Raw genomic sequence first — 24,983 nt, forward strand, 5'->3', positions numbered from 1 at the left:
TCCTGAGCCAGGATCAAACTCTCATTAAAAGTTTGAGTTCTCACTCATTTCTGTCACTGACAGATTTATTGTTTTTTCATTGTTCAGTACTACAACATTAGTTGTAGTGCCCTGCACATTGGTTCGTCTTGTTCAGTTTTCAAAGGTCTTTGTCTCTTGATCTCTCTCAAGCGACAACTATATTAGTATATCACAGCTACTTTCGCTTGTCAACACTTTTTTGAAACTTTTTTAATCTTTTTTCATCAAGTGTTCCTCGCCACAACATACTATAGTCCGTACGGGATTCGAACCCGTGTTACCGCCGTGAAAAGGCGGTGTCTTAACCCCTTGACCAACGGACCTGAGTTGCTTTTTTCAACTCTTACTATTATACCGACTTTTTAAACTTTGTCAACTACTTTTTTCTGTTTTTTTTAATTAATTTTACAACAGCTTCAGTTCGAGCGGTATGTGGGAACATATCGACCGACTGGATATAATGGAGATCATAGACTTCTACTAAGCGTACTAAATCACGAGCCAAGGTCGAAACATTACAAGAAATATAGACCATTTTTTCTGGTACATAAGTAAGAATAGTATCTAATAACTTATCATCCAGACCTGTACGTGGTGGATCCACAATCAGAGCATCTGCTCGGTAGCCTTCCTTATACCAGCGAGGAATAATCTCTTCTGCCGTTCCAGCTTCATAATGAGTATTGTCAAATCCCATTCTTTTAGCATTTTGCTTGGCATCTTCAATAGCTTCTGGAATAATATCCATACCTCTGAGTGTTTTTACTTTCTTTGCAAAGGCAAATCCAATCGTTCCAACCCCACAATAAGCGTCAATTAAATGGTCTTCTTTACTAACATCCAGCGCTTTTACTGCCTCGCTATAAAGGACTTCTGTTTGTTCAGGATTTAGTTGATAGAAAGCTCGAGGAGATAGTGAAAATTCATAATCGAGTACACCTTCTTGAATACTCTCTTCTCCCCAGATAATCTCTGTCTTTTCACCATAAATCTCACTGGTTTTAGCTGTATTTGTATTAACAGCTACTGTCACAACCTCTGGAAAATCTTTAATTAAATCTTTTACCAGCAGGGTTAAATTAAGCTGACGGTTTGTAACAATAATAATCTGAACCTGCCCAGTCTTTCTTGCTCGTCGGACCATTATAGTTCTAACACCTAGAACTTTTCTCTCATCCGTGATTGGAATCTGGTGATAAGTAAGCAATTCTGCTAGGCGATTAGCAATCACTTGGGTTTCCTTGTCTTGTACCAGGCAGTCTTTCAACTCTACTAAATAGTGAGAGTTTTGTGCATATAAGCCTGCCTTGACCTGATTTTTAAATTTTCGAGTCTGAAATTGTAACTTGGCACGATAGTACTTGGATTCCTGCATTCCAATAGTTGGACGAATTTCATAGTTTTCATATCCTGCAGGAGCAAATTTTTTCAGCGCTTGATGAAGTAAGTCCGTCTTGAACTCCAGTTGCTTATCATAATGCAGGTGCATAATTTGACAGCCTCCGCACTCATTGTAAATAGTACAAGCCGGCACAACTCGAAATTTAGACTTCTTGTTGACCTTTAGTAGCTTTGCTTCAACAAAGTTACGTTTAATAGAAGTAATCTGACAATAGATATCTTCTCCTTTGAGAGCTCCAGGTACAAAGACTAATGTTTTTTGATAAAAACCAATTCCCTCACCATTAATTCCCATGCGCTTGATTTTTAATGGTATTTTTTGTTTCACTTTCAGATTCATACCCCTATCTTATCACATTTTGAGTTATTCCGCTACCGCTTGATTTTTATATTTCATTAGTAAGTAAAGGCCTTGATATTCCTGATTTTCTTTAAAATCATATTTCCTTATATTTTCTTTAAATTCTTTAAAAGTTCCTAAAAATGTTCACAAAAAAAGCCCCACAAAGGAGCCACTATACTATATGATGAGTTCAGCAGGCAAGAAACTAGCACGGTCAAACGTGCTTTTTTATTACCTATCACCATTATACCATATATCACCAACCTATATATTCAGAAATCTAAAAGCCCCTAGATTCATTTCTAAGGGTTTCTAGTTTATTAATGGAGTTTTATATGATGAAGCCCTAAAACGGGGCGTCCTAGACTCCAGTTATTCAGCTGATGGCTACTTATATGCTTCTAATTCTCCGTTCTGGTGGATTCTAGCAAAGTTTAAGACAGCTATCTGTTTGTATCGTTGGTAGCTAGTGGATTTTGTCCCAGCAATTTCTAAGCATTCACTTACTGTTTTCTTCCTCATGTAACAATAATGGATAATAAAGTATTTTCTGGCTCGCTTGTTCTCTATCTTATTGATATCATGGACAAATGTTTCTAGACTCTCTCTGATTGCCTTTTCATGCTTACCAGTCAAATTCCACTGATCAGTTAAGACAAGTTTCCAAGCCTCTTCGTCTATTGTAACTTGGTTTTCACTTCCTGCCATCCTCTGGAATCTCAGAAAGTAAGTCATCCGCTTTCTACTTTAAATTACAAGGGTAAAAGCTTAATTTCTTCTACTAAATTTCTTCCTTTTTCAAAACTAATCTTTTTCTGATAAATTGATAGGTTTTTATCCCCTTTTTGTCTGGAGGTCTCCGACTTGGAAAAAGTTCCCTTCACCGGTTCCCAAAGTATTCAAAAAATTTTTTTCAACGTGGGGGGAGTCAATATCCTTTCAGTTCTATAAATCTTTTAGCGATTACCTTTCTACGGCTATTTATATAACGGGTAGTTTTATTTAGTTTCTCTGCCACGTCTTCCCAAGTCACACCAGCTTCTAAAAATCTCATTTTAAAGATGACTAGATCAGTATCAATCAGATTCTCCATCAAGGTATCTACAATTAATTTAAAACCTTCCAGATATCTTAAGGTTAAATCTTCTTCAATTCTAATTATAGTATCTTCAGTAGGACTTGAAACTTTCTTACCCTGATATCTAATATACGTTTCATTCCCATGTTTCTTGTTATGTATCAACTCTTGTCTTCTCAAGTAAATTTTATTAGCAATCGTTCTATATCGCCCTAACCCAATATCTATCCCGTCCAGGTCTCTGTTACTCAGTTCATACATAGTCAAGTACCTCCACTTCAATTTTAAAATTTTCTTATCTTGCATTCTGTCAAACTGACAAAAGCTTAAAAGCCTTTCAACACTCCACTTGCCAGGTATCATTGTTTTAAGTTTGACAACTCTTCAATATGACAATTTAAAGAAGTATCCTTATAATTTATTCCCCAGTTTCTCTTATCTTACATTCTGTGAAACTCACTCCATTCTGTAACTTACTGATATACATGGCTTCCAAGCCTATACTCTGTTTTAGTTTATGCTTTCTTCATTTTATGAAACTAATTTACTGAAATTAAAAACAAGGCCATTTTTGATATAGCTATCAATTTCTTGATATTCAAATCAGCCTTGTTTCTGATGAATTACTCTTTACCTAGATATTCTTTAATTTCACGATATTCCTTAGAAAAATTCATATGCCCGCTGATATCAGGATTTAAGAACGGAAGGATACTTGTTGGATTTACTTCTGTCCGATATACTGCAAGAGAATGCTCCTGAGTTATTTCTCCAACTACTCCTTTATGTATTTCTTCTACATCTTTCTTTAGTGATTGAATTTCATCGTAGGCATCTAAAATTATTCTAAGTTTCTTCTGGTAACGTTTATAGATTTTCTTTTCTTCAGCTCTTCGTTTAGTCTCTTTAAAGATATATTCAAATATCGCTGCCTTTGCCTCCCAGAAATTAGTATCATACTCTTTCTCTAAAAGATCGATTGATTCACTCATTTTAGCAATTTGTTCTAAGGAAGTAGCATTATCCTCAAGAAAAGAATCAATATTATCAAATGAAATCTTCTTCTCTCCAGTAATTGTTTTTCTTTTTTCTTCCAACTTTGTTCTTGCTTTTGCAATCTTATCTTTTTTATCATTAAGATTTTCTAATGTTGATAATACTTCTCTAATATCCATCCCCTATCTCCTAATTCCATTTTATAAAGAAAGCGCAATTCGTTTCAATTTTCTTCACAACGAAACGAGTATAAAGCATTAAACTCATTCCATAAATAACGGATTCACTTACCCAACGTAAGCTATTTTTATTTCTTTCAAATAAAGTAGCGAAATTGTACAAATCCCCAACGAAAGCAACTTTATCGCCTTTTACTCCTAGTACTTCATCAGATACAACAATAACATCATCAACGTATAAGTTTTCTGAGTATTGTTCCTTCTTGTTAATTTTTAAAATATAATTTCCATCGCTAGATTTCTCTTTATCTAAAAACTTAAATAGTGACTGACTTAATACAAGAGTATTATGACGTTCGGGATTCAAATCGTTTATTGTATCTTTCAATTCGTCAAAATTAGAAACATTTTTTTCAGGTGCTTCTTTTAGAATTTTTCCAATTTCAATATTACGAGTTTTACGACAAAGACGGGTAATTTTGTTACTTAAGAAGTCTGATATATTATATTCTCCATCATCAACTTGTTCAGACGATAAGGCAATACGGCCTGAAAATGTCTTGTGTTCAAACTTGGTTCTAATCTGTTTTTTTCTAAGTTCTACACTTTTACTATCTCTAAACTCTTCTGATTCAAGTTCTGATAGATGTTCATCGTCAAAACCTACAGTTTCATATGTTCCACCAGTACCCGTATACTCAATCACATTAACAAGATCCACTAATTCTTTTCCTTCTTCTGGAACGTCATAGATACTTGTTATATCTTGTGATAATATTAAACCTGTTTTTGATTTTTCATCATCACTACTCATTCCTCTACTTCTTACATACTTTTCTACCAAACTAAATTTTTTAGCCATTTTTTACTCCTTTATCTCTTTATTGCTCCTCGTTGTTTATAATTTTTTCTAAAGTTCTTAGCTCTTAGCTTTTCTTTTAGAACTCTACGAGCTTTTAAAATCATTTTTTCTAACTGTTGATTTTGTATTTTCGTCAGCATATTTCTCTAGTATTTCGTGTTTCCCACTTTCTAAACCGTTATCTTCATTTTTACATTTTGAAAATATTTTCTGTCTTTTTTCTGGATCAATAGAGAACTTACTAGCTACCACATACCCTAATGAAGTATCTACCGTCATCTTCTTCACCTCCTTTCTTCTCAAACAAAAAGGGCATACCACTAGCATCATATGCTTACGGTATGCCCCTGAGTTGTTCTCAATAGACTTATTTTTTAGTTTCTTTTTTGACTAGATGAGTAAATTTCCCATCTGAGTAGACTAAAGTTATCTCTCCAAATCTTGGAACTTTTTCTATCTCTATTATACCACATTTTTCGTAGACAATAAAGCCTTTTTCTGTTGAAAATTTCATTTCATCCATATCTATTAACCTTTCTCTCCCCTCACTGTGTTAATCGTATATCGCTTATCTTTGATCGTGAAAGCCTTGAAAGTGTTCCCCTCTAAACCTTTCAAAATCCTACTTGAGTTTCTAGCATTATAAACAGTCCGCAGTTCACTGCTATCTAGATTCGTGTTGAAAATCGTAGTTTCTCGATTATTGATAATATCAAACAAGAAATCCTGCTCCCAGTCACTCTTAGGAGTGATTGTTCCATTTTTTGCCCCAAGGTCATCGATGATTAGAAAATCAACATCAACTAGCTTTTTAACTGCCTCATACTCTGTTAAGTTTGCATTTCTTCCATAAGCCCATCCTTCTTTTATCTGCTTGATAATCTCGGTTAAACTGACAAATAAGACACTCTTAGGATCGTTCTTCTCTCTGAAACTCTCATTTATTTCTTTGGCCAGGGCAAGCGATAAATGACTTTTTCCTATTCCTGTGCTACCGCTGATTAAAGTATTTCCCGTCATACCTGCAAGGTACTTCTGGACTTGCCCTTTTACAAACTCTAACATTTGACCTTCCTCTGTAGTCTTAACAAAGAAATTATCAAATGTCGCTCCCTTTAACTCTTTGGGAATTGTACTATCACGCATTAATACATCATAAGTTTTAAAATATGTTTGTCTATCATCAAACCGCTGTAATAGGTCTTTCTCTTTTTGTTTAATCTCCCCCTTCACACACTCCGGGCAAAATGGTTGTATTTTTCTTTCTGAACTCCCTACTACAGGTATAGAAATTTCCCAGTAATTTACCTGATGAATATCACAAACTTTATCTGATATTTTTCTGTTATTAAATTCTTTAAATTGTTCCTTCATCCTTGCAACTCCTAAAATGGTAGGTCTGGGAAGTTATCTTCAGACTCCCCTTTTATGGTTTTAGGTTTTTGATTCAAATAACCGTCAAACTTAGATCCGAAAAGTGTTTCAGGTCTCAGATATTTAGAAAATTCAGGACTATCCTTCCATTCTGCCGTTTTAATATCTATCACCTGTTTAAAATCTTCAAGTGTATAGCCTTCTTTGAATCGTGCTAGTAAAAGCCTTTTTGTCTTATCGACAAATTTATATCTCTTGTTAGCTACTTGATTCAGATAAACAATAGGAATCCAAAGTTCTTTATATTTTGTTTTCTCTAAATCTTTTATACCTGTTTCTTCAAGCCAAGTAGGAAAAGTGAAGTCGGGATTTCCCGACAATATATTATCTAAATATAAATTATTACTCTTACTATTAACTCTATTCTCTTTCTCTATCTCTGTTGGACATGAGTTGGAATTTGTCAAACTATTTTGGACATTTTCCAATCTTGCCACATTTGGGGCTTGTTTTCGCTGTTCACGTTTATATTTAGACCAGTTTGTTTCACTCTCAACCATGGCTTTTGCTTGTGATAATGTAGCATGGCCATCATCATCGATCTGAATTAGTCCGCATTTTGTAAAATATGCAACTGTCATATTTATATCATCTTCAGAAACATCTAGTTTTAAAGCTAATTCCTGTACCAAACTATCAAAATATCCTTCATAGTACAAAATACAATCATCTTCTAAACTTTCCAACATAAGACGGATATAAATCACTGTCATAGTGTAGCCACCAGGCATATTTTTAAGTCGTTTAATAAAAAGATTATCAAAAAACTTCTTGTCAACTTTTAACCAAAAATATATTTTAGTCTTTGCCATCATCTACCCCCAGGAACTTCAAAATATCCGTAACTTTGTAATAGACTTTTCTAGTATCTTCTAGTGGTGGTTGGTAGCGTCTTAGTCCTGCACCTTCCCACTTTTGCAAGGTTTTGTATTTTATATCTAACTCGTCCATAGCTTCTTGTGCTGATATTAAACCAGTTAGTCGTGGTTTAGGTCTTTCTCGGACTGCTAGATAGTTTTCTACTACTGTGCTTATTCTATTGGTTAAATCGTGTTCGCTTTCTTTACTCAAACTAAACATATCCTTCCACCCCTTTCAGTGTTAAATTCATTCTATTCCTCATTTTCTAGGCTGGTTTATGGGTTCGGAAGGTTATTTGGTCACTTAATACCCTAAATAACATATCTTCCTGATCATTTAAAATCATCTCAATAGTTTTACAAACTTTATGTCTTAAGTTTGTATCCGAAAGTTGATTATCTAATACTCCGAAAATTGCTGATAGATTTTCTATGTTCTCTATACGCTTAACTATAAAAGCCTCTATTGTTAAGCCTTGCTCATCTAATTTCTCTTTAGTATATAAATGTACTCTATAAGTCATTTGATATCTCCTTGTTTATTAACACCTGCAAGCTGGATATATCGCCCATAATCAGGGTTTAAATCCTCGCTAGTTGTTTCTATCGTCTGTTGGTTTTCTCGCTCTATTTTGGCGCTTTTTTCGCGGTCTCGGTGGTTTAAATAAATCAGCAAGCCAATCAATACCACCATGAAGATTACCGCCTGTGTATTGCTTAAATCTAGTTCATTCATGCTATGCCCTCGCTTGGTAATTCTTGATATAATTCACTTGATAGCTGTGCTCCATCTTCAGAAAGTCGTACACCTCTTCTGGAGTTGCTTTATCATCTAAAAAGTCAATGATGAACTGAAAGAGGTTCGGATGTCTATCCTTGATTTTAGTCATTCGGTTGTAAAATTCTGATTGTGTCATTGCATTGCCTCTTCAAATTTTTCTACAAGACAATCTTTATTTACTTGTCGGGTCCCATTTTTAGAGTTAACAAGAATATCCTTCAAGGTTATAGTAGCCTCTAAATACTCCTTTTCAGCATATTCTATATACGCCTGTTGCTCTGTTGCATTGTCAAAAAAATGCTTGGCTTGGCGTTTAAAGAATGCTTGTCGCATAGCATCCAATTCAAAAATACCAGGGCTGAAAAAGATTCCCGTAGTTCTTTTAGAGATCGCTTTGATTTTATGACTGTCATTCAATTCAGGAAGTTCAATCCAAAGTAAGCGGTGTAAATCTTCTTTGATAGCTTTTAATTGTCCTGATAAGAGTCCTATTCTTAAAAAATCATTGTTTTCGTCTGCTTGGTGTAATTCCATACTAATTCTATCCAAGCTTTTAGCGATAATATCGTATGTTGTTTCTGTCATAGTCTGTTTTCCCTTTTTCCTATATTGGATTGTTTCACCACTCCAAACGCTGGGCGATTGCCCCTAGTTGGCGAACGCTTGTAGTGATGTTTCGTGGGTAATCACCCTCATTTTTGCTAAACAAGTGCTTAGAATCTCCGTGTCAGCGCTTGATTTCAAAACCTTTTCTAATTGCTTGCCTGCTCTTCGGTTTTTCTTTAGGTATTTGATAGAATAGATATTTTTTGCTATAATCAAAACATAGAAAAAATTTCTATACTCTGAATTGTATCGCTTGCTCTCCTCGGTCAAAATTTGAGCAAGTGATTTTTTTATTTTCTTTTTGCATGATTACTACCTGACTTTGGTTTATAAAGCAAGTCTTTACTTTCGATAAGATCTAGAATCCAACTGATTCCCTGTTCTACTGTTTCAAGAAATGCGCCCAGGTCTTCACTGTCCAAGTTCTCGTAGTTCATACAAAGATATTCGGCTAGTTGTCTGTCTTTCTCAACTAGCTTTTTAAAATCCTTGGAATACTTGGGAATTTCTAACCCCTTGGCATTTGTAACTGTCTTAAATTCATTTTCCATTTTCTATACTCCTATGATTTAAAAATTAATTCCTTAATTTCATAATACCCCCTATTCAAGTTGATCATAGCTATTGCCATATCTTCCAAACGTTGATAGTTTGTCAGTTCTGCACTTGTCAAGCCATCAATGCCGTTCTTACTTTCTCGCTCCTTCATGAGTTGCGCTTTATTCTTCCCTGTCACTCCCTTTAGCAGTAAGTTTGTAAGTGTACTATAGGCATGCTTGGGCGCTTTCTCCCATGATTTGACAGCTTCGGTTAAGGTCTTACGCTTTGGCTTTTCCAGTTCCCGTTGAAGATAGCGTTTAGAAAGTTCATCACGCATTTCAAAGAATGCTTTGACTAGGTTGGTTTTGAAGTTGGCCACTTGCTCGGTGTTCTTTAAGAATGTAACTAACAAGGTCGCTTGTTGCTCATTCAAAATATAGTCCTTGGTATTCTGGCCGCTCTCCATAGCTTGGATTTTAAATCCAACCTTTCCGAACTGTTCAAACCTTACTTGATGTTTGCGGATCGTCTTGGTTATTGTATGATGTTGCAATCCTGTACACTCTGCAACGATACTGCTCAGCGTATACGGTTCTTTCTTACCGTCCATATATACTAGTTCCATAAGTTTCCTTTCTTCTTGTTGCTCGTGCTTGCCACCTAAAACAGTACCAAGGTAAAGCATTAAAGTAGGGTAAAATCGGAGAATATGAACCCCTACAAACCCTTGATACTGCTATAGGTAGCAAGCAAATTATACTAGCGAATATTTAGCTAGATCCGCTTATCAATCTCCAGTGGTAAAGCACCACATGAGAAATTTGTAAATGTAGAGTAGTATTGCGATTAGTTTGCTCCTTTCTATTCTTTCGTATCTAGAAATTCATCCAGTGTAACGCCCAAGTAACTAGATACTTTTTTTAACGTATCAATACTTGGATTCTTTGCACGTTCATAGTACAAAGCCGTTAAAGTGCTTTTTGAAATTCCTGTAGCCTCTGCAACATCAGCGGTTTTCTTACGTTGCTTGGCTAATAACAATCTCATGTTATTTTTCATAGTACTAAACCTCCTTTATTGGAAAATATCAGTTGAATAATTTGAAAAGTTTCGAATTATAACGCAAGATATCTGCGTTGCATTTTGAATTATACCGCTTATTTTTTGCGTTGTCAATCATTTTTTTAAAAAATATGCGATTTTTTTGCGTTTAGATTTTGAAAACGTGATATAATACTCTTTGAAAGGTGTTGATATAAATGAATAGATTAAAGGAATTGAGAAAACGAGATAAAATTACGCAAGTAGCTTTTGCTAAAGATAATGGTATACCTCTAAGAACATTGCAAAGTTGGGAAAACGGAGAAAGCCAGATAAAACCCGAAAAAGCCCAGCAACTAGCGGATATATTCGGAGTCAGTGTTGGATATCTTTTAGGGTTCAATATTGATGATGTTACGGAAGATGAAATCAATTTCCATAACAATGTTATGGAGAGGATGAACAAAGAAGCATTTGTTAGATTTTTAGACTTTATTACACTAAGTGATATCGTTTTATCTGATAAACAAATAGAAATGATTTTTTATCAATTACAAGATTTATCTGAACTGAATTCCGATTACAGGTACATAGAAACAGATGTAGAAAAGCTTAAATCTATGTACTCTGTAAAGTTAAATTATATGCCAACTGAAGGATTAATTAAAATATCTAATATACTTTACAAGGAAGATGCAATAGAAGAACAATTCGAACAATACAAAAAAATCATTGACTAATTTTTATCAATTACTAACATAATAAAAGGAGTAACTAACATGGGATTTTTTGACACTGTAAAACAAGAGGGTAGTTTTTCTACCGCATCTGGAGTAAATGGACTACACTACGTTGTCCTTCAGGTAACATTGAAAGAAAAGTTTTTCGGCACTGGATCAGGAAACCTTACAGAATTAGAAGATGTTATCAATAAACAAGCTTCAAAAGGTTATCGCCTGCATACCATCACAACCGCCAATGGTGGAAGTAAAGGTTTAGGCGGTGGCGACCGTATCCAAGCCACAATGGTTTTTGAGAAAATTCTATAAAAATTCCCCATCTTTTATTAGAAAACATCAGCATATAGGAGGCTACTTATGAAAAAATTACTAAGCACATCAGCTATTTTACTTTCTGCTACCGTTCTAGTAGCTTGCTCTAACAATCAATCAACTACCAAAGATAGCTCGGAGCAACCAAAAACGGAGCAAAAAAATACTACTTCAACAAACACAAAAGCCAAAGTAGATAACAGTAAATACGATGATCTAATTTCTGAAATCAAATCAAAATTAGATCCTGAATCAACTGGCGCAATAAGCGTTAAAATTCAAAATAACGTACTCGATTCAGATTCATCCGAACCGCATGATACAATCATGATTTTGCTAACTGGAACGGCTAAAGATAGTGCAAAAGAGACTATGGACGCAATCAATTCAAATTCTGCTACAACTAATCAGCAAAATGCAATTACCGTATTTCGGATGTCTATATCTGAGTTTGCTAAAAAATTACCAGACGACAATACTACTCTTTCCCTTGGATATGAAAAATCCGCTGATCAATACGACTTAATCGCAAAATCTTCAAAACGAAAAGATTTTATCCCTGTTGGCGAAATCATTGTAAATTAAAAAACTCCCCCATATTCGCCAATAGCAACCACCGTTTCATGGTCTATTGTGCAAAAACAGGGGAAATTGAAGAATAGAAAGCCAATTTTACAGACTAAAGCGCAAAAAACGACAAATTTGACAAATAGAAAGGAGAATCATGGACTACGCTCAAGACTATCTGGACTAGCTGACCTCTTCAAAGAATCACTGGACTACGAAACAACACGGAAGGGACAGTTTTAGGACGAAAAAAAGCCAGCACACGGCTGACTTTGAGAAAGGAACAGGAATAGTCCACAAAATCCATCTAGGCTCCTAAAAACACTACTATTATACCATTAGGGAGTTAAAAACGCGACTGATTTAGAATGATTTTATCAAAAAATATAATAGAATCTATCTTAAATTTAACAAAAATACTTGACAAGATAAAAAAAAGCCCTTATAATTAACGTAATCGATGAATAGATGCGCTTAGCATCACACCAAAAGGGCTTCACTTTGTGAGGCCCTTTTGCGTTGTAGAAAGAGGAATTAATGAAACCTTTTGCAGATGAAACAAAACAAATAGATATCTTAAAATCTAGAAATCTACTTTTTCTAGATGAAGACAAAGCAAAAAGAGTATTGATGAACTACGGTTACTACGAAGTAGTAAATGGATACAAAATGTTCTTGTTAGAAGACAGTGGTACGAGAGAACAGTATAAGCCAGGTGCTACTTTTGAACACTTGACTGCTCTATATGAACTCGATAAAAGTATTCGAAATGGTGTTATTCAAGCTTCACTAGAGATAGAATTATCACTCAGAACCGCCATAGCTTATACACTTGCTGAGGACTTCGGTGTAGAACAACGTCAGTATTTATATTATAAAAATTTTCGACAAGGAGATACTATTTGGAGCGACAGCCAGCCAACTAATGAACGAGCTATACTTCTTAACAAGTTATTTCATCTTGAGAACAGAAATATAGAGCCTTTAAATCATTATAGAACTAACCATGGTCATATTCCTCCTTGGATTTTATTAAAGGAAAGCACCTTCGGAAACCTAAAATATATCTTCAAACTCCTGAAAGGCCCTCAAAAGGATAAAGTTATTTCAATTTGCTACGGCATTGATATTTCAGATGTAACAGACAATTTGAGATCCCTTTTTAAAGATACTCTTTATGTTGTAAATAGTTTTAGAAATAGAGCTGCTCATAGCGGAAGAATATTTAATTTTAAGTCAACTATCTATAAGATACGCTATAACAAAACATTTCACAATAAAGTAGAGATAACACCTGCTCAGTATCGTATAGGTTTGGGGCAAAGTGACCTTTATACATTATCAAAAATATTAGATTATTTCGACAATAAAATGGCTAAAATAAATCTAGATGTTTATATCTCATATTCTATAAAAAAACATTGTAAGAATTATGTAGAAGATTTAGAATTATTAGCCAATGAAATGAACTATCCTTTAGATGAATTAAAGCAAGAACTAAAGGAATAACAAGACATATCAATGTGTTTCAAACTTTTTTAGAAACACTTATAAAAATTTCTAAAAAGTGATATCATATTTTCCAATCGTAAAAGAAACCCTATGGGTTACACTGCTCTATACCTGTATCTCTATATAGGTCAGGGTTACAACAAGAAAATAAGTGTATCAGCTTTTTAGTTGGTACACTTTTTTCTATCTTTTCAAACCTCATATAAGCCCCATATTCACCTTGTTTTCTATTCTGGTACAATTTACCGTCTGACTGCTTAAAATCGAAAACAAGAGGTTTCTCGTAGCCCCTCGCATGGTATAAACTCAAAACCTTTTCTAATTGCTTGCCTGCTGATGGAAAAGGAGTAAAACCATGAAAATTACAGAGTACAAAAAGAAAGATGGATCAGTAGTTTACCGTTCCAGCGTTTATCTTGGTATCGATACCGTAACAGGTAAGAAAGTCAAGACAACTATTTCAGACAGAACTAAGAATAGACTCAAAAGCAAAGCTATCCAAGCCAAAGTAGAGTTTGAAAAAAACGGCTCAACGGTTATAAAAACCGTCAATGTTAGCACCTATCAGGAATTGACGAACCTCTGGCTAGAAAATTATTGCCATACAGTCAAACATAGCACTCTTATAGGAGCAAAAAACAACATAAAAAAGTATCTCCTACCAGCCTTTGGAGACTACAAACTGGATAAACTGACACCCCCAATCATTCAGCACCAGGTAAATCAATGGGCAATAGATTATAACCAACTAGGGAAAGGTTATCAACAATATAACCAGCTTCATGCCTTAAATAAACGCATATTATCCTATGCCGTTTCCTTGCAAGTCATTGCTTCAAACCCAGCTAGTGATATCATCGTCCCACGTCGCAAACCCAAAGAAGGGCAAAAACTGAAATATCTGGATGACGACAATTTAAAAAAATTCTTAGATTATCTGGATCAGTTACCAAACACTTATAAAAATTTCTCTGATACGGTGTTATATAAGACACTTCTAGCGACTGGTTTGCGTATTCGTGAGTGTCTAGCCTTGAAATGGTCTGATATTGACCTACAAAACGGTAGTATTTCAGTTACCAAGACTTTGAACACCCTCAAGGAAATCACTAGCCCTAAAAGTAAAAGTAGCATTAGAGAAATAGCACTGGATACCAAAACGGTACTCATGCTTCGGCTCTATAAAGCAAGACAATCCCAAATAGGTAGGGAAATAGGGGTAACTTTTGAAAAAGTGTTCTCTGATACCTTTGACAATTATAGAGAAGCTGGAGCGCTCAGATTTAGACTAGAAAAGCATTTAAAACTGGCTGGATGTCCTCGTTTGAGTTTCCACGCTTTCCGACACACCCACGCTAGTCTATTGCTTAATGCTGGCCTGCCTTATAAAGAAATCCAAACACGGCTAGGCCATTCTAAAATTTCAATGACTATGGATATCTATAGTCATCTATCCAAAGACAATAAGAAAAAGGCGACTTCCTTTTATGAAAAAGCCATTGAGAATTTACAAAGTTCCTAAAAAGTTCTTAAAATTTATCATTAAGGGACAAAAAACGGCTATATCAAGGGGTTGCAGCTTTTTCTCACATTTTGAGTTATAATAGAACTATGAAAATTACAAAACTTGAAAAGAAAAAAAGACTCTATCTGATGGAGCTTGATAATGGCGACAAATGCTACATTACTGAAGATACAATTGTTCGTTTTATGTTATCAAGAGATAAGGTGATAAGTGAAGAAGAATTGAAAGAGATTCAGGACTTTGCCAAATTTTCTTACGGTAAGAATCTAGCCCTCTACCACCTATCCTTTAAAGCTCGCACTGAAAAAGAAATCAGAGAATATCTAAAAAAATATGATATTGATGAAAAAATCGTTTCTCAAGTCATTGCTAATCTTAAAGAAGATAAGTGGATTAATGATGCTCAGTACGCTTATGCTATTATCGATGCCAATCAACTTTCAGGAGACAAGGGGCCTTATGTACTGAGTCAGAAACTAGCTCAAAAAGGGATTTCAAAATCTACTATAGAAGAGAACTTGAAAGAATTTGATTTTTCGGAAGTTGCTCAACGTGTAGCTAATAAACTATTGAAAAAATATGAAGGAAAACTTCCTGCTCGTGCCTTGCAAGATAAGATTATCCAGAACTTGACCAACAAGGGATTCTCTTACTCTGATGCTAAAAGTGCCTTTGATCAATTAGATAGTCAAGTTGACCAAGAAACGACTCAAGAACTCATCTTCAAGGAACTTGATAAGCAATATGCTAAGTATGCTCGAAAGTATGAAGGATACGAACTTAAACAGCGTTTAACCCAAGTTTTAGCACGAAAGGGCTACGATTTTTCGGATATAGCAAGCGCTCTCAGAGAATATCTTTAATATTTTCATGTAAAATTCACAGATTTTAGGTAATTTTATGGTACAATAGTAAACGATAAACTTATAAATTGTAGAAAGTTGGTTAGTTATGAAACTTCCAAAAGAAGGCGACTTTATTACAATTCAAAGTTATAAGCATGATGGGAGTCTCCACCGAACTTGGCGGGACACCATGGTACTAAAAACAACAGAAAACGCCATTATTGGTGTCAACGATCACACACTGGTTACCGAAAGTGATGGTCGTCGTTGGGTCACTCGAGAACCGGCTATTGTTTACTTTCACAAGAAATATTGGTTTAATATCATTGCCATGATTCGTGATAATGGAATTTCCTACTATTGCAATATGGCTAGCCCCTACTATCTGGATGAAGAAGCACTGAAGTATATTGATTACGATTTGGATGTTAAAATTTTTACAGATGGAGAGAAACGTCTCTTGGACGTTGAGGAGTATGAGCGTCACAAACGCAAAATGAATTATTCTGATGACTTGGACTATATTTTAAAAGAACATGTCAAAATTCTTGTTGATTGGATTAATAATGGACGTGGTCCTTTCTCAGAAGCCTATGTAAACATTTGGTACAAGCGCTATGTAGAACTAAAGAATCGGTAAAGTTGTCAAACTAGGGTGAAAGCCCTGGTTTTTTTATTTTAAAAACCCAGTTTTTCAGCTGGGTTGTTCTCTATATATCTAATTTCGTAACAGTAAATTTGATATGAGAATAGTCTTTTTCAACATCCTTATCCAGCAAGAAAGCTGTAGCATCTTTCTTAACCTGAACAAGGTCAATATTCTGAGCCTGGGCTGCATAGACACATCCACAATAACATTGACGATAGATATCATACTCTTCACACATCTCCACTGAACGTTTGTAGCCTTGATTTTTCTTGAAATCACTTGGGAGATAGTGGGTGGTATAAATTTTTTGCACATCGATTCCGATGCTGTTAATGGTTTGAGAATTCTTATGAGGACTGATGGTCAAGGCTGAGCCAAAGTAGTCAAAGCCCAAGTCCATAGCCACTTGCGCTGTCTTATCCAGTCGGTAGTCAAAGCAAACCTTACAACGGTCACCACCTTCAGGCTCTTCTTCCAAACCTCGAACCAGTTTACGATATTCGTTAGGTTCATAAGGAGCTTCTAGGTATTGAACGTTATTGCCAGTTCGCTCATTGAAATCACTGACAAACTTTTTAGTCACATAGGCACGCTTGTGGTATTCTGCCTTGGGATGGATATTAGAATTGGCAAAATAAATGGTAACGTCTGCATACTTAGTCAAATATTCTAGGGTATAGGTACTGCAAGGGGCACAGCAAACATGCATGAGAATGGTTGGCCGTTGCTCATTTTTCTCCCATACTTGTACCATCTTCTGCATGACACGGTCATAATTAATCTTCTGATTAGGGTTCATCTTGCTCAGAATTTCTTCTACATCGATCATGTTCTTCTCCTTTTTCTAGTCTTATTTTATCATATAAGTTAGGAGAGCTCAAATCTATTTAGAAGTGAATAGCATAAAAAGGAGGGGTAGGCATTCCCTCCTTTTGTGTTTTTTATAAGTTGTTTTCTATAGAAAGCTTACATCATGCCGCCCATCATGCTTGGATCCATTGCTGGAGCCGGAGCTGCTGGTTCTGGTTTATTAGCTACGACTGCTTCTGTTGTTAGAATCAAGCTGGCTACAGATGCTGCGTTTTGTAGGGCTGAACGGCTAACTTTAACTGGGTCGATAATCCCTTGGTCAATCATGTTAACCCACTCACCAGTTGCTGCGTTGAATCCTGTACCAACTTCAGCATTTTTCAAACGATCGATAACGATAGATCCTTCAAATCCTGCATTGTGGGCGATTTGACGAACAGGTTCTTCCAAAGCACGGAGAACAATATTTCGTCCTGTTGCTTCGTCTCCTGTCAATTCCAAACCAGCCACTGCTGGAATGACATTTACAAGAGCTGTTCCACCACCAGCAACGATTCCTTCTTCAACGGCTGCACGAGTAGCGTTGAGGGCATCTTCGATGCGGAGTTTCATTTCTTTCAACTCAGTTTCAGTTGCGGCTCCGACCTTAATAACCGCTACACCACCTGACAATTTGGCCAAGCGTTCTTGCAATTTTTCACGGTCAAATTCAGAAGTTGTGGTTTCGATTTGAGACTTGATAACTGCAACACGGTGTGAAATCGCTTCAGGATTTCCCGCACCTTCTACGATAACCGTGCTATCTTTGTCCACAGTTACTCTCGCTGCTTGACCAAGGGCTTCAATTGTCGCGTCTTTCAACTCAAGACCAAGATCTTCTGTGATAACTGTTCCACCTGTTAAAATAGCGATATCTTCAAGCATGGCTTTGCGACGGTCACCAAAACCAGGTGCCTTAACGGCTACCACGTTGAAGGTTCCACGAATCTTGTTCAAAACAAGAGTTGGAAGAGCTTCACCATCTACATCATCCGCAATAATCAAGAGTGGACGATTGCTTTGGAGAATACTTTCTAGGAGTGGCAAGATTTCTTGGATATTTGAAATCTTCTTATCAGTAATCAAAATGTATGGATTTTCAAGATCAGCTACCATTTTTTCGCTATCTGTTACCATGTACTGTGAAAGGTAACCACGGTCAAACTGCATACCTTCTACAACTTCAAGCTCTGTTTCCATACCACGTGACTCTTCGATAGTGATGACTCCATCTTTGCCAACTTTTTCCATGGCTTCAGAGATGTACTCACCAACTTTTTCAGAACGAGAAGATACGGCTGCAACCTGAGCGATTGCTTCTTTGTTGGCAACAGGGATGGCGTTGTTTTTCAAAGCTTCAACTGCTGCGGCAACTGCTGCTTCAATCCCACGACGAATACCGATTGGATTTGCACCTGCTGTGACGTTTTTGATTCCTTCACGGACGATTGCTTGAGTCAAGACTGTTGCAGTTGTCGTTCCGTCACCTGCGATATCGTTGGTTTTTGAAGCTACTTCTGATACCAATTTGGCACCCATATTTTCAAAATGGTCTTCCAATTCAATTTCTTTGGCAATGGTCACACCGTCATTGGTAATCAAGGGTGAGCCAAATGATTTTTCCAACACAACGTTACGACCTTTTGGTCCCAAGGTTACTTTAACAGTATCTGCAAGGATATCGACACCACGAACCATAGCTGAACGGGCATCTGATGAAAATTTAATTTCTTTTGACATACTTACTTTCTCCTTCTATTCTTCAATGATAGCCAAGATGTTAGCTTCGCCAACGATGATGTACTTTTCATCGCCGTCTTTGACATCAAGACCTGCGTGGGCTTCAACTAAGACACGATCTCCAGGCTTAACACTTGGAGCTACCAAGTCACCGTTCAAGGTACGAACACCTTGTCCAGTAGCCACAACTTGAGCTGTTTTGGTTTTTTCTTGGGCTGAACCTGCGAGGACAAAACCTCCAACAGTTTGTTCTTTTTCTTCGATTTTCAAGACCACACGGTCTCCTAATGGTTTCAACATCTGTTTTCCTCCATGATGAACTACATATTATTAGCACTCTTTATATATGAGTGCTAATTTATAGTTCTATTGTATCACTTGGTCAGAAATAGTCAAGAAAAAAGTCTGACTTTCTCAATATAAAAAGCCTGAGACCAACTCAGACTTTTTAATGCTTAAAATGGCAATTCTTCCTCTTCCAAAACCAAATCCGCCAAATCTTGTCCTGCATTATTTTCACGCATGGCACGTTGAGCACGACTTTCCAAGAGTTGGAATCCTGTCACAAGGACTTCAGTCACATAGTTCATCTGACCATTTTTCTCAAAACGACGGGTACGAAGTTCTCCATCCACAGAGATAAGACTACCTTTAGTTGCGTAGCTGGCCAAGCTTTCTGCTAGTTTGCCCCATAGAACCATATTGACAAAGTCAGCTTCGCGCTCCCCATTTTGGTCTTTGTAACGACGGTTCACAGCGATAGTTGCTCGCGCTACTGACTTGTCATTGTTGGTTTTGTGCAATTCTGGTGTAGACGTCAAACGCCCAATCATGATAACTTTATTATACATATTTTTTCCTCCTACTTATCTATTCGCAGAAAATCAAAAAAGTTACAGAAATTTGTAACTTTTCGAGGAAATTTTTTACTTTTTATGAACCATGAAACCTGTCGCCTGTTGATTGGCCATAATGGTCATATCTGTAATCTGCACACGACGAGGTTGACTGGTCACATAGACTACTGTGTCTGCAATATCCTGAGCTTGCAAGGCTTCTATTCCTTGGTAAACGGACGCAGCTCTCTCTTTATCACCATGAAAACGTACCGTAGAAAAATCTGTTTCGACAATTCCCGGTTGAATAGTCGTCACCTTGATATCCGTTGCGATGGTATCAATTCGCAGACCATCTGAAAAGGTCTTAACCGCTGCCTTGGTAGCTGAATAAACTGCTGCACCCGCATAGGCATAAATTCCTGCGGTTGAGCCCATATTGATGATATGTCCTTGATTGGCTTTTACCATTGCTGGCAAGAAACAGCGAGTGACTGCCATCAAACCTTTGACATTGGTATCCAACATGGTCAGCATATCCAACTCTTCATAGTTTTGATATGGAGCCAAGCCAAGAGCCAAACCTGCGTTATTGACCAGAATATCAATCTGACCTATCGTTTCTAGAATATCAGAGCAGACAGTCTTTACCATGGTCATATCTGTGACATCTAGCGAAAAAGTCCAAACTGTCTGATTTGGGAAGGCTTCTGCAAACTCCGACTTAAGGGCTTCTAGTCTATCTGTCCGTCGACCTGTTAAAACGATATTCTCACCCTGCTCCAGATAAGCACGCGCAATCGCTTCACCGATTCCTGATGTCGCCCCTGTAATCACAACATTTTTTGTCATCTTATTTCCTTCTAGCTGGTCTATCAGATACTGACAACTTCCTAGGTAGTCCAGTGTTTAGCTGGATCAAATGGAGTTCCAACAACTTGGTCTTCTGATAATTCAATAATACCACGCTTTTGCGGAGCATTTGGCAAGGCAAGTTCACGAGGACTACACATCATGCCAAAACTCTTTTCACCACGAAGCTCACCTGGGAAAATGAGATTCCCTTTGGGCATCATTGCTCCTGGAAGAGCTACAATGGTTTTCAACCCGACACGCGCATTGGGAGCCCCTGCAACGATTTGCACTGTCTTGTCACTCGCGACTGCAACTTGGCAGATGTTAAGGTGGTCACTATCAGGATGGGCTACCATCTCGACAATTTCACCAACAACAAACTTAGGTTCCTTGTCATTGACAATTTCTTCTTTAAAACCTTCCGCCTGCAATTCTTGGTTCAAACGAGCTACTTGTTCATCAGACAAAAAGACTTGACCGCGCTCTTCAATTTCAAACAAACTTGAAACTTCGAAAATATTCCACGCCACTGTTTCCCCATTATCTTTGAGAAAAACACGGGCTACCTTGCCTTTGCGCTCCACATCTAGTTTGGCATCTCCACTGTTTTTCACGATGACCATAAGGACATCACCGACATGTTCTTTGTTATATGTAAAAATCATTGTTTCCTTTTTCTCCTATTTCAGTCCTGCTAAAAAGTCGTTAATTTGTTGCTTGCTTTTACGGTCGCGATTAACAAAACGACCGATTTCCTTGTCTTTTTCTAGAACTACAAGGCTAGGAATTCCGTAAACATCCCAGAGTTTGGCTAAATCCATGTACTGGTCTCGGTCCACCCGAATAAAGGTGAACTCTGGATTGGTCTCCTCAATTTCTGGCAAGGCAGGATAGATATAACGGCAATCGCCACACCAGTCCGCCACAAAAAGAAAAACCTTCTTGCCATCTTTTTCTACTAAAGATGCTAATTCTTCTAAACTTGCTGGTTGTATCATAAGACTTCCTCCTCATAGACTAGGTCTTCATTTTCATAGACAAAGGTATAATGACGGCCATCCTCAAAAATGACGCCACCAACCAAGCTCTCTAGACTGCTTTCATAGACTTGAACATAGAGGGTCGCAATTTCTCCCATGTCTGAAAAATGGTCTCGCACAATCGCTGTCAACTCTTCCTGAGTCTTCCTGAGCTTATGGTCATCTGCAACTTTTTTCGTAGCAAGAGCAAGGCTTCCAATACCTAGCAGAGCCAGACCTGCTATCCACATTTTTTTAGCTTTCATACCATTCATTTTAACACAAAAAAGGCTTTAGGACAAATGAGGAAGCAGCAGAAAAGCAAGTAAAAAGCCTCTTCCTTTAAGGAAAAGGACTTCTTATACTCAATGAAAAGCAAAGAGCAAACTAGAAAGCTAGCCACAGGTTGCTCAAAGCACTGCTTTGAGGTTGTAGTTTGAGGTTGTAGATAGAACTGACGAAGTCAGCTCAAAACACTGTTTTGAGGTTGTGGATGAAGCTGACGTGGTTTGAAGAGATTTTCGAAGAGTATTATTCTTATTGCCAGACACCTGAGTTGCCAACGTAGTAACCATCAGGTGTGTAGGTATTGCGAAGCATCTTACCTGATGAAGCTAGATAATACCACTTGCCATTATCTTTGACCCAATCATTCGCTAGCATGGCACCAGAAGAACTTACATAATACCATTCTCCCTTATCATAAACCCAAGTGCTTGCTTTCATGGCTCCTGAAGTTGATAAATAGTACCACTTGCCTTGGTCGTAAAACCAGTCACTAGCAATCATGCCTCCTGATGATTTAAAGGCATACCAGTTGCCACCTTGATATAGCCAAGTTTGATTGAACATGATCCCTTTATCATTCATAAAGTACCAAGTTCCCTTGTCCTTAACCCAATCATTCTGCACTAATTGACCTTGTTTTTGATAGTACCAGTTTTGATTTGATTTTAGCCAGCTTTCTGCTTTTACAATCGGATAAAGTTCTTTGAAAGCTCCTCCATCATATTTGTGACTGATAGACTTTAGTTTTTCAAGTTTCAACTCGCCATTGCTATAGTCTGCCCAAGCAAAGACTTTTTGACCATTGACAGTCTCTGGTAAGGTAGCAGTGTAAGTCTTGGTTTGATAATCCCATTTTGTATCAAGGTAGGTGTATTGATTATTTGATTCTTCAATACGATAATAACCTCTCTTTCCACTATCATTATGAATATCATCCACAACTTTCGTTAACCAGGTCTTCACTTCGTTTCCGCTCTTAGCCTCGACCTTGATATCTCCTCTATAGCCATATGGAACATAGAAATTCAGGTAACGCCCCTCTACGCCCATCATAGACTTGTCCTTTTCTTGACCTAGGAAATTGACAGTTTGATCTTGACCATTGAGACTGACCGTCCACTCGATTTTCTCGTTTTTTGGCAAATCCAATACTTTAATATCTACTTCATGGCCATTGTTGAATCGAAGAATCTTTCCATCTTGATACTGCACTCCACACTTGACAACCCATTCTTCTTTAAGCTCAAATGCCTGCCCTGAATGAGGAAAAGCCAGTAAAGCTAGACCTGCTAGAGATAAACCAAATAGTGTGATTTTTTTCATTGTAAATCCTCCTTAGGATTTTTTATGTTAATTATATCACTATGTTTTTATTTTGCAAATCATATCCTAAATATGCAAGTAAAAAACCTCTGAGATTCTTCTCAAAGGTTCTGATTTGGCTAATTGCTGTTCTCAACTGCTGCAGTGACAAAGGCAGTGTAGAGTTCTTCTGGACGGTTTGGACGGCTTGACAGTTCAGGGTGATACTGACACGCTACAAAGAATTTATTTTCAGGAATTTCCACAATTTCGACCAAACGATTGTCTGGAGAAACTCCTGAGAAGACAAAACCTGCTGCCTCAAACTGCTCACGGAAGACATTGTTAAACTCATAACGGTGACGGTGACGGCGTTGCACCACTTCTTGATTGTGATAAGCAGCCGCAGCCTTAGAGCCACGTTTCAACTTAGACGGATAAAGCCCCAAGCGAAGGGTTCCCCCCATATCTTCAACGTCAATCTGATCACGCATGATATCAATGATAGGGTATTTTGTTTCTGGTGCAAGCTCTGCAGAATTGGCACCTTCGAGTCCTAAAACGTGACGAGCAAACTCGATACAAGTCAACTGCATTCCCAAGCAGACACCCAACATTGGAACATCATTTTCACGCGCATAGCGAATGGCTTGGATTTTCCCTTCCGTACCACGTTGACCAAAACCTCCTGGTACGATGATTCCGTCCGCATCAGACAAAAGCTCTGCCACATTCTCTGCTGTCACATCATTGGCATTGATCCAATTGATTTTAACTTCTGCGTCGTTGGCATAACCAGAGTGTTTCAAGGCTTCGACCACAGAAATGTAGGCATCTTGCAACTCCACATACTTACCGACAAGGGAAATTTTAACTTGTTTCTTAAGGTTCATGACCTTGTCCACCATGGCTGACCATTCTGTCATATCCGCTACTGGTGCGTCTAATTTCAAATGGTCACAGACAATTTGATCCATACCTTGAGCTTGCAAGTTCAATGGAATTTGGTAAAGGTGCTCAACATCCAACGATTCGATAACGGCTTCTGGTGCCACATCACAGAACTGGGCCAGTTTGTTTTTAATTCCTTGACCAGCTGGCTCTTCTGTACGAATAACCAACATATTTGGCTGGATTCCCAATCCACGCAATTCTTTTACAGAGTGTTGAGTTGGTTTGGTCTTCATTTCACCAGCAGCCTTGAGGTAAGGAAGCAGGGTTGTATGGATATACATGACATTATCCGCACCCACATCCGCCTTCATCTGACGAAGGGCCTCTAAGAATGGCAAGGACTCAATATCCCCAACAGTTCCACCAACCTCTGTGATAATGACATCAGAATCAGTCGTTAGAGCGGCACGCTTGATTTTTTCTTTTAAAGCATCTGTGATATGAGGAATAACCTGAACAGTTGCCCCAAGGTATTCTCCACGACGTTCCTTACGAAGAACTTCACTGTAAATTTTACCAGTAGTCACGTTGGAATATTTGTTAAGATTGATATCGATGAAACGTTCATAGTGACCCAAGTCCAAATCTGTCTCAGCTCCGTCATCTGTCACAAAAACTTCCCCGTGCTGGTAAGGACTCATAGTTCCCGGATCGATATTGATATAAGGATCAAACTTTTGAATGGTTACTTTGAGACCACGATTTTTCAAGAGACGGCCTAGACTCGCTGCGACAATCCCTTTCCCAATAGACGATACCACACCACCAGTTACAAAAATATATTTCGTAGACATAGATTCCTCTTTCTAAAATGCTCAAGGTCTTGTCAACTACGTGGGGACATAGAA

34 protein-coding genes and 1 tRNA gene are annotated in these 24,983 nt (G+C 37.4%); 7 read left to right on the forward strand and 28 right to left on the reverse strand.

What is annotated here, in order from left to right; genetic code table 11:
- Nucleotides 1-272 precede the first annotated feature (272 nt).
- The 18 genes from M1F55_RS05240 to M1F55_RS05325 all read right to left on the reverse strand — a co-directional run bounded on the left by M1F55_RS05240 (nucleotide 273) and on the right by M1F55_RS05325 (nucleotide 10,160).
- A tRNA-Glu gene (locus M1F55_RS05240) sits at nucleotides 273-344 on the reverse strand.
- A gap of 53 nt (nucleotides 345-397) precedes the next feature.
- Entirely contained in the window at nucleotides 398-1,762 is a 1,365-nt protein-coding gene (gene rlmD, locus M1F55_RS05245; RefSeq protein ID WP_247947429.1) for a 23S rRNA (uracil(1939)-C(5))-methyltransferase RlmD, read from the reverse strand.
- A gap of 390 nt (nucleotides 1,763-2,152) precedes the next feature.
- The gene (locus M1F55_RS05250) at nucleotides 2,153-2,473 is read right to left on the reverse strand and encodes a transcriptional regulator (RefSeq protein WP_247947430.1); all 321 of its coding nucleotides are present in this window, start codon (nucleotides 2,471-2,473) and stop codon (nucleotides 2,153-2,155) included.
- A gap of 220 nt (nucleotides 2,474-2,693) precedes the next feature.
- Nucleotides 2,694-3,104 (reverse strand): DUF722 domain-containing protein, encoded by a 411-nt coding sequence (locus tag M1F55_RS05255; RefSeq protein WP_247947431.1) that lies wholly within the window; start codon nucleotides 3,102-3,104, stop codon nucleotides 2,694-2,696.
- Nucleotides 3,105-3,466: 362 nt separating this feature from the next.
- Nucleotides 3,467-4,018: a hypothetical protein gene (locus M1F55_RS05260; protein ID WP_247947432.1), complete on the reverse strand. Its 552-nt coding sequence runs from the start codon at nucleotides 4,016-4,018 to the stop codon at nucleotides 3,467-3,469.
- Between the two features lie 10 nt (nucleotides 4,019-4,028).
- Nucleotides 4,029-4,880: a phage major capsid protein gene (locus M1F55_RS05265; protein WP_247947433.1), complete on the reverse strand. Its 852-nt coding sequence runs from the start codon at nucleotides 4,878-4,880 to the stop codon at nucleotides 4,029-4,031.
- A gap of 84 nt (nucleotides 4,881-4,964) precedes the next feature.
- A complete protein-coding gene (locus M1F55_RS05270; protein WP_125451447.1) occupies nucleotides 4,965-5,159 on the reverse strand; it encodes a hypothetical protein in 195 nt (64 codons plus the stop codon).
- 88 nt (nucleotides 5,160-5,247) lie between these two features.
- A complete protein-coding gene (locus tag M1F55_RS05275; protein WP_000344069.1) occupies nucleotides 5,248-5,403 on the reverse strand; it encodes a hypothetical protein in 156 nt (51 codons plus the stop codon).
- A 5-nt stretch (nucleotides 5,404-5,408) separates the two neighbouring features.
- Nucleotides 5,409-6,254 carry an ATP-binding protein gene (locus M1F55_RS05280; RefSeq protein WP_247947434.1) on the reverse strand — a complete coding sequence of 282 codons (846 nt, stop codon included), beginning with the start codon at nucleotides 6,252-6,254 and terminating at the stop codon, nucleotides 5,409-5,411.
- 11 nt (nucleotides 6,255-6,265) lie between these two features.
- Nucleotides 6,266-7,126 (reverse strand): conserved phage C-terminal domain-containing protein, encoded by an 861-nt coding sequence (locus tag M1F55_RS05285; RefSeq protein WP_247947435.1) that lies wholly within the window; start codon nucleotides 7,124-7,126, stop codon nucleotides 6,266-6,268.
- Complete coding sequence (locus tag M1F55_RS05290; protein WP_000492116.1) at nucleotides 7,113-7,394, reverse strand: hypothetical protein; 282 nt, start codon at nucleotides 7,392-7,394, stop codon at nucleotides 7,113-7,115. Before M1F55_RS05290 ends, M1F55_RS05285 begins: the two co-directional genes overlap by 14 nt.
- A 46-nt stretch (nucleotides 7,395-7,440) precedes the next feature.
- Entirely contained in the window at nucleotides 7,441-7,698 is a 258-nt protein-coding gene (locus M1F55_RS05295) for a hypothetical protein (protein ID WP_247947436.1), read from the reverse strand.
- The gene (locus tag M1F55_RS05300; RefSeq protein WP_247947437.1) at nucleotides 7,695-7,910 is read right to left on the reverse strand and encodes a hypothetical protein; all 216 of its coding nucleotides are present in this window, start codon (nucleotides 7,908-7,910) and stop codon (nucleotides 7,695-7,697) included. The genes M1F55_RS05295 and M1F55_RS05300 overlap by 4 nt, the downstream gene beginning before the upstream one ends.
- A gap of 1 nt (nucleotide 7,911) precedes the next feature.
- The gene (locus tag M1F55_RS05305; protein WP_247947438.1) at nucleotides 7,912-8,091 is read right to left on the reverse strand and encodes a hypothetical protein; all 180 of its coding nucleotides are present in this window, start codon (nucleotides 8,089-8,091) and stop codon (nucleotides 7,912-7,914) included.
- Complete coding sequence (locus M1F55_RS05310) at nucleotides 8,088-8,540, reverse strand: hypothetical protein (protein WP_045612836.1); 453 nt, start codon at nucleotides 8,538-8,540, stop codon at nucleotides 8,088-8,090. The genes M1F55_RS05305 and M1F55_RS05310 overlap by 4 nt, the downstream gene beginning before the upstream one ends.
- A gap of 311 nt (nucleotides 8,541-8,851) precedes the next feature.
- Nucleotides 8,852-9,112: a hypothetical protein gene (locus tag M1F55_RS05315; RefSeq protein WP_061421546.1), complete on the reverse strand. Its 261-nt coding sequence runs from the start codon at nucleotides 9,110-9,112 to the stop codon at nucleotides 8,852-8,854.
- Nucleotides 9,113-9,123: 11 nt separating this feature from the next.
- The gene (locus tag M1F55_RS05320; RefSeq protein WP_247947439.1) at nucleotides 9,124-9,726 is read right to left on the reverse strand and encodes a Rha family transcriptional regulator; all 603 of its coding nucleotides are present in this window, start codon (nucleotides 9,724-9,726) and stop codon (nucleotides 9,124-9,126) included.
- 236 nt (nucleotides 9,727-9,962) lie between these two features.
- Nucleotides 9,963-10,160, reverse strand: a complete 198-nt coding sequence (locus M1F55_RS05325; protein WP_007518115.1) for a helix-turn-helix domain-containing protein — start codon at nucleotides 10,158-10,160, stop codon at nucleotides 9,963-9,965.
- 200 nt (nucleotides 10,161-10,360) lie between these two features.
- Between M1F55_RS05325 and M1F55_RS05330 the strand changes: the two genes are divergently transcribed.
- From M1F55_RS05330 to ntdP, 7 genes are all read left to right on the forward strand, one after another.
- The gene (locus M1F55_RS05330) at nucleotides 10,361-10,882 is read left to right on the forward strand and encodes a helix-turn-helix domain-containing protein (RefSeq protein ID WP_247947440.1); all 522 of its coding nucleotides are present in this window, start codon (nucleotides 10,361-10,363) and stop codon (nucleotides 10,880-10,882) included.
- A gap of 39 nt (nucleotides 10,883-10,921) precedes the next feature.
- The gene (locus M1F55_RS05335; protein ID WP_000505375.1) at nucleotides 10,922-11,191 is read left to right on the forward strand and encodes a DUF4177 domain-containing protein; all 270 of its coding nucleotides are present in this window, start codon (nucleotides 10,922-10,924) and stop codon (nucleotides 11,189-11,191) included.
- A 48-nt stretch (nucleotides 11,192-11,239) separates the two neighbouring features.
- Entirely contained in the window at nucleotides 11,240-11,779 is a 540-nt protein-coding gene (locus M1F55_RS05340) for a hypothetical protein (RefSeq protein ID WP_247947441.1), read from the forward strand.
- A gap of 519 nt (nucleotides 11,780-12,298) precedes the next feature.
- On the forward strand, nucleotides 12,299-13,270 hold the full coding sequence (locus tag M1F55_RS05345; protein WP_141230225.1) for an Abi family protein: 972 nt from the start codon (nucleotides 12,299-12,301) through the stop codon (nucleotides 13,268-13,270).
- 358 nt (nucleotides 13,271-13,628) lie between these two features.
- Nucleotides 13,629-14,795, forward strand: coding sequence for a tyrosine-type recombinase/integrase (locus M1F55_RS05350; protein ID WP_247947442.1), 1,167 nt, complete (start codon nucleotides 13,629-13,631; stop codon nucleotides 14,793-14,795).
- Nucleotides 14,796-14,884: 89 nt separating this feature from the next.
- Complete coding sequence (gene recX / locus M1F55_RS05355; RefSeq protein WP_247947443.1) at nucleotides 14,885-15,661, forward strand: recombination regulator RecX; 777 nt, start codon at nucleotides 14,885-14,887, stop codon at nucleotides 15,659-15,661.
- Nucleotides 15,662-15,749: 88 nt separating this feature from the next.
- Nucleotides 15,750-16,283 carry a nucleoside tri-diphosphate phosphatase gene (ntdP, locus tag M1F55_RS05360; RefSeq protein ID WP_000775316.1) on the forward strand — a complete coding sequence of 178 codons (534 nt, stop codon included), beginning with the start codon at nucleotides 15,750-15,752 and terminating at the stop codon, nucleotides 16,281-16,283.
- A gap of 70 nt (nucleotides 16,284-16,353) precedes the next feature.
- On the opposite strand, the gene M1F55_RS05365 is transcribed toward ntdP, so the two are convergent.
- The 10 genes from M1F55_RS05365 to M1F55_RS05410 form a co-directional block, all read right to left on the reverse strand.
- On the reverse strand, nucleotides 16,354-17,121 hold the full coding sequence (locus M1F55_RS05365) for an epoxyqueuosine reductase QueH (protein WP_020900987.1): 768 nt from the start codon (nucleotides 17,119-17,121) through the stop codon (nucleotides 16,354-16,356).
- A gap of 137 nt (nucleotides 17,122-17,258) precedes the next feature.
- Nucleotides 17,259-18,881: a chaperonin GroEL gene (gene groL / locus M1F55_RS05370; protein WP_247947444.1), complete on the reverse strand. Its 1,623-nt coding sequence runs from the start codon at nucleotides 18,879-18,881 to the stop codon at nucleotides 17,259-17,261.
- 15 nt (nucleotides 18,882-18,896) lie between these two features.
- Nucleotides 18,897-19,181: a co-chaperone GroES gene (groES, locus tag M1F55_RS05375; RefSeq protein ID WP_000917328.1), complete on the reverse strand. Its 285-nt coding sequence runs from the start codon at nucleotides 19,179-19,181 to the stop codon at nucleotides 18,897-18,899.
- 155 nt (nucleotides 19,182-19,336) lie between these two features.
- Complete coding sequence (locus tag M1F55_RS05380) at nucleotides 19,337-19,732, reverse strand: single-stranded DNA-binding protein (protein ID WP_000282464.1); 396 nt, start codon at nucleotides 19,730-19,732, stop codon at nucleotides 19,337-19,339.
- A 75-nt stretch (nucleotides 19,733-19,807) separates the two neighbouring features.
- The gene (locus M1F55_RS05385) at nucleotides 19,808-20,569 is read right to left on the reverse strand and encodes an SDR family NAD(P)-dependent oxidoreductase (protein WP_000165331.1); all 762 of its coding nucleotides are present in this window, start codon (nucleotides 20,567-20,569) and stop codon (nucleotides 19,808-19,810) included.
- A gap of 41 nt (nucleotides 20,570-20,610) precedes the next feature.
- On the reverse strand, nucleotides 20,611-21,237 hold the full coding sequence (gene ytpR / locus M1F55_RS05390; RefSeq protein WP_000578287.1) for a YtpR family tRNA-binding protein: 627 nt from the start codon (nucleotides 21,235-21,237) through the stop codon (nucleotides 20,611-20,613).
- 15 nt (nucleotides 21,238-21,252) lie between these two features.
- Complete coding sequence (locus M1F55_RS05395) at nucleotides 21,253-21,570, reverse strand: thioredoxin family protein (protein WP_000615777.1); 318 nt, start codon at nucleotides 21,568-21,570, stop codon at nucleotides 21,253-21,255.
- Complete coding sequence (locus M1F55_RS05400) at nucleotides 21,567-21,866, reverse strand: DUF4651 domain-containing protein (protein ID WP_004241576.1); 300 nt, start codon at nucleotides 21,864-21,866, stop codon at nucleotides 21,567-21,569. The genes M1F55_RS05395 and M1F55_RS05400 overlap by 4 nt, the downstream gene beginning before the upstream one ends.
- A gap of 262 nt (nucleotides 21,867-22,128) precedes the next feature.
- Nucleotides 22,129-23,202 carry an N-acetylmuramoyl-L-alanine amidase family protein gene (locus M1F55_RS05405; RefSeq protein WP_004258765.1) on the reverse strand — a complete coding sequence of 358 codons (1,074 nt, stop codon included), beginning with the start codon at nucleotides 23,200-23,202 and terminating at the stop codon, nucleotides 22,129-22,131.
- A gap of 119 nt (nucleotides 23,203-23,321) precedes the next feature.
- Nucleotides 23,322-24,929, reverse strand: a complete 1,608-nt coding sequence (locus M1F55_RS05410) for a CTP synthase (RefSeq protein WP_023948247.1) — start codon at nucleotides 24,927-24,929, stop codon at nucleotides 23,322-23,324.
- Nucleotides 24,930-24,983: the final 54 nt, after the last annotated feature.

Source organism: Streptococcus mitis, assembly GCF_023109235.1.
Lineage (GTDB): Bacteria > Bacillota > Bacilli > Lactobacillales > Streptococcaceae > Streptococcus > Streptococcus mitis_DA.

What these genes read in the sequence shown, in the direction of transcription:
- M1F55_RS05275 (WP_000344069.1), bottom strand. Translation starts at nt 5,403, where the DNA reads ATGGATGAAATGAAATTTTCAACAGAAAAAGGCTTTATTGTCTACGAA.
- M1F55_RS05350 (WP_247947442.1), top strand. Translation starts at nt 13,629, where the DNA reads ATGAAAATTACAGAGTACAAAAAGAAAGATGGATCAGTAGTTTACCGT.
- M1F55_RS05340 (WP_247947441.1), top strand. Translation starts at nt 11,240, where the DNA reads ATGAAAAAATTACTAAGCACATCAGCTATTTTACTTTCTGCTACCGTT.
- M1F55_RS05320 (WP_247947439.1), bottom strand. Translation starts at nt 9,726, where the DNA reads ATGGAACTAGTATATATGGACGGTAAGAAAGAACCGTATACGCTGAGC.
- M1F55_RS05405 (WP_004258765.1), bottom strand. Translation starts at nt 23,202, where the DNA reads ATGAAAAAAATCACACTATTTGGTTTATCTCTAGCAGGTCTAGCTTTA.
- M1F55_RS05260 (WP_247947432.1), bottom strand. Translation starts at nt 4,018, where the DNA reads ATGGATATTAGAGAAGTATTATCAACATTAGAAAATCTTAATGATAAA.
- ntdP (WP_000775316.1), top strand. Translation starts at nt 15,750, where the DNA reads ATGAAACTTCCAAAAGAAGGCGACTTTATTACAATTCAAAGTTATAAG.
- rlmD (WP_247947429.1), bottom strand. Translation starts at nt 1,762, where the DNA reads ATGAATCTGAAAGTGAAACAAAAAATACCATTAAAAATCAAGCGCATG.
- recX (WP_247947443.1), top strand. Translation starts at nt 14,885, where the DNA reads ATGAAAATTACAAAACTTGAAAAGAAAAAAAGACTCTATCTGATGGAG.
- M1F55_RS05380 (WP_000282464.1), bottom strand. Translation starts at nt 19,732, where the DNA reads ATGTATAATAAAGTTATCATGATTGGGCGTTTGACGTCTACACCAGAA.
- M1F55_RS05305 (WP_247947438.1), bottom strand. Translation starts at nt 8,091, where the DNA reads ATGACACAATCAGAATTTTACAACCGAATGACTAAAATCAAGGATAGA.
- M1F55_RS05325 (WP_007518115.1), bottom strand. Translation starts at nt 10,160, where the DNA reads ATGAAAAATAACATGAGATTGTTATTAGCCAAGCAACGTAAGAAAACC.
- M1F55_RS05345 (WP_141230225.1), top strand. Translation starts at nt 12,299, where the DNA reads ATGAAACCTTTTGCAGATGAAACAAAACAAATAGATATCTTAAAATCT.
- M1F55_RS05400 (WP_004241576.1), bottom strand. Translation starts at nt 21,866, where the DNA reads ATGAATGGTATGAAAGCTAAAAAAATGTGGATAGCAGGTCTGGCTCTG.
- M1F55_RS05330 (WP_247947440.1), top strand. Translation starts at nt 10,361, where the DNA reads ATGAATAGATTAAAGGAATTGAGAAAACGAGATAAAATTACGCAAGTA.
- M1F55_RS05270 (WP_125451447.1), bottom strand. Translation starts at nt 5,159, where the DNA reads ATGACGGTAGATACTTCATTAGGGTATGTGGTAGCTAGTAAGTTCTCT.
- groES (WP_000917328.1), bottom strand. Translation starts at nt 19,181, where the DNA reads ATGTTGAAACCATTAGGAGACCGTGTGGTCTTGAAAATCGAAGAAAAA.
- M1F55_RS05290 (WP_000492116.1), bottom strand. Translation starts at nt 7,394, where the DNA reads ATGTTTAGTTTGAGTAAAGAAAGCGAACACGATTTAACCAATAGAATA.
- M1F55_RS05385 (WP_000165331.1), bottom strand. Translation starts at nt 20,569, where the DNA reads ATGACAAAAAATGTTGTGATTACAGGGGCGACATCAGGAATCGGTGAA.
- ytpR (WP_000578287.1), bottom strand. Translation starts at nt 21,237, where the DNA reads ATGATTTTTACATATAACAAAGAACATGTCGGTGATGTCCTTATGGTC.
- M1F55_RS05250 (WP_247947430.1), bottom strand. Translation starts at nt 2,473, where the DNA reads ATGGCAGGAAGTGAAAACCAAGTTACAATAGACGAAGAGGCTTGGAAA.
- M1F55_RS05295 (WP_247947436.1), bottom strand. Translation starts at nt 7,698, where the DNA reads ATGACTTATAGAGTACATTTATATACTAAAGAGAAATTAGATGAGCAA.
- M1F55_RS05315 (WP_061421546.1), bottom strand. Translation starts at nt 9,112, where the DNA reads ATGGAAAATGAATTTAAGACAGTTACAAATGCCAAGGGGTTAGAAATT.
- M1F55_RS05255 (WP_247947431.1), bottom strand. Translation starts at nt 3,104, where the DNA reads ATGTATGAACTGAGTAACAGAGACCTGGACGGGATAGATATTGGGTTA.
- M1F55_RS05265 (WP_247947433.1), bottom strand. Translation starts at nt 4,880, where the DNA reads ATGGCTAAAAAATTTAGTTTGGTAGAAAAGTATGTAAGAAGTAGAGGA.
- M1F55_RS05310 (WP_045612836.1), bottom strand. Translation starts at nt 8,540, where the DNA reads ATGACAGAAACAACATACGATATTATCGCTAAAAGCTTGGATAGAATT.
- M1F55_RS05280 (WP_247947434.1), bottom strand. Translation starts at nt 6,254, where the DNA reads ATGAAGGAACAATTTAAAGAATTTAATAACAGAAAAATATCAGATAAA.
- M1F55_RS05410 (WP_023948247.1), bottom strand. Translation starts at nt 24,929, where the DNA reads ATGTCTACGAAATATATTTTTGTAACTGGTGGTGTGGTATCGTCTATT.
- M1F55_RS05285 (WP_247947435.1), bottom strand. Translation starts at nt 7,126, where the DNA reads ATGGCAAAGACTAAAATATATTTTTGGTTAAAAGTTGACAAGAAGTTT.
- M1F55_RS05300 (WP_247947437.1), bottom strand. Translation starts at nt 7,910, where the DNA reads ATGAATGAACTAGATTTAAGCAATACACAGGCGGTAATCTTCATGGTG.
- groL (WP_247947444.1), bottom strand. Translation starts at nt 18,881, where the DNA reads ATGTCAAAAGAAATTAAATTTTCATCAGATGCCCGTTCAGCTATGGTT.
- M1F55_RS05365 (WP_020900987.1), bottom strand. Translation starts at nt 17,121, where the DNA reads ATGATCGATGTAGAAGAAATTCTGAGCAAGATGAACCCTAATCAGAAG.
- M1F55_RS05335 (WP_000505375.1), top strand. Translation starts at nt 10,922, where the DNA reads ATGGGATTTTTTGACACTGTAAAACAAGAGGGTAGTTTTTCTACCGCA.
- M1F55_RS05395 (WP_000615777.1), bottom strand. Translation starts at nt 21,570, where the DNA reads ATGATACAACCAGCAAGTTTAGAAGAATTAGCATCTTTAGTAGAAAAA.